Source organism: Photobacterium angustum, from assembly GCF_003026365.1.
GTDB lineage: Bacteria > Pseudomonadota > Gammaproteobacteria > Enterobacterales > Vibrionaceae > Photobacterium > Photobacterium angustum.
Window position 1 is genome coordinate 1 of record NZ_PYOM01000046.1, and the last position, 1,036, is coordinate 1,036.

At 46.1% G+C, this 1,036-nt stretch carries 5 tRNA genes and 1 rRNA gene; all 6 read right to left on the reverse strand.

What is annotated here, in order from left to right:
- Positions 1-343: 343 nt before the first annotated feature.
- Positions 344-419: transfer RNA gene (locus CTN01_RS22505), tRNA-Glu, on the reverse strand.
- 3 nt (positions 420-422) lie between these two features.
- Positions 423-498, reverse strand: a tRNA-Ala gene (locus CTN01_RS22510).
- A gap of 24 nt (positions 499-522) precedes the next feature.
- Positions 523-598: transfer RNA gene (locus tag CTN01_RS22515), tRNA-Val, on the reverse strand.
- A 68-nt stretch (positions 599-666) separates the two neighbouring features.
- A tRNA-Lys gene (locus CTN01_RS22520) sits at positions 667-742 on the reverse strand.
- A gap of 2 nt (positions 743-744) precedes the next feature.
- A tRNA-Glu gene (locus CTN01_RS22525) sits at positions 745-820 on the reverse strand.
- A 99-nt stretch (positions 821-919) separates the two neighbouring features.
- A 16S ribosomal RNA gene (locus CTN01_RS22530) occupies positions 920-1,036 on the reverse strand; the annotation flags it as partial.

Sequence of the window (1,036 nt, forward strand, 5' to 3'; positions counted from 1 at the left end):
GCATCCACCGTGTACGCTTAGTCACTTAACCATACAACCCCAAGAGGTTTCGTATGTTCAAACAACCAAGGTTTGTGTTTAACACTTCGATCAAGAAAGTATTAAACGTTGGTTTTTCGCCGGACTCATTGATTTGTCTTCACTTTTAAAAAGTGAAAGCAAACACAGACACTTGAATGTGTATGTTTTGAGAACTCGTTCTTCTTTCGAAGAACATTTTTTAAAATCAATCTATTGATTGAATTTACTAGTCAGCTTTCCAGATTGTTAAAGAGCATTGTGTTTCTTTCGAACCACTGTCTAAAAACACTTATTCTATTAAAAGAGAAATGTACTTAAAGAGTGGCGTCCCGTAGGGGAGTCGAACCCCTGTTACCGCCGTGAAAGGGCGGTGTCCTAGGCCTCTAGACGAACGGGACACATGGTGGAGCTAAGCGGGATCGAACCGCTGACCTCTTCGCTGCCAGCGAAGCGCTCTCCCAGCTGAGCTATAGCCCCAAATTTTACTTCTTAGGAAAGAAGTGGTGGGCGATACCGGGCTCGAACCAGTGACCCCCTCCTTGTAAGGGAGGTGCTCTCCCAACTGAGCTAATCGCCCACGATAGTTGCTATTTGTTTTCACTTTAAAAAGTAAAATCAAACTAGCTTTCCTTCGTGGAAAGGAAATGGTGGGTCGTGCAGGATTCGAACCTGCGACCAATTGATTAAAAGTCAACTGCTCTACCAACTGAGCTAACGACCCATTGGCGTCCCGTAGGGGAGTCGAACCCCTGTTACCGCCGTGAAAGGGCGGTGTCCTAGGCCTCTAGACGAACGGGACAATGTTCATACTTAATGTTGTTGGGCAACATTAAGTGGCTCTCTTACATTTTAACCAAGCAATCTGTGTGGACACTGCATTAAACAGTCAGTCTTTAGGTAAGGAGGTGATCCAGCCCCAGGTTCCCCTAGGGCTACCTTGTTACGACTTCACCCCAGTCATGAACCACACCGTGGTAAACGCCCTCCCGAAGGTTAAGCTATCTACTTCTGGTGC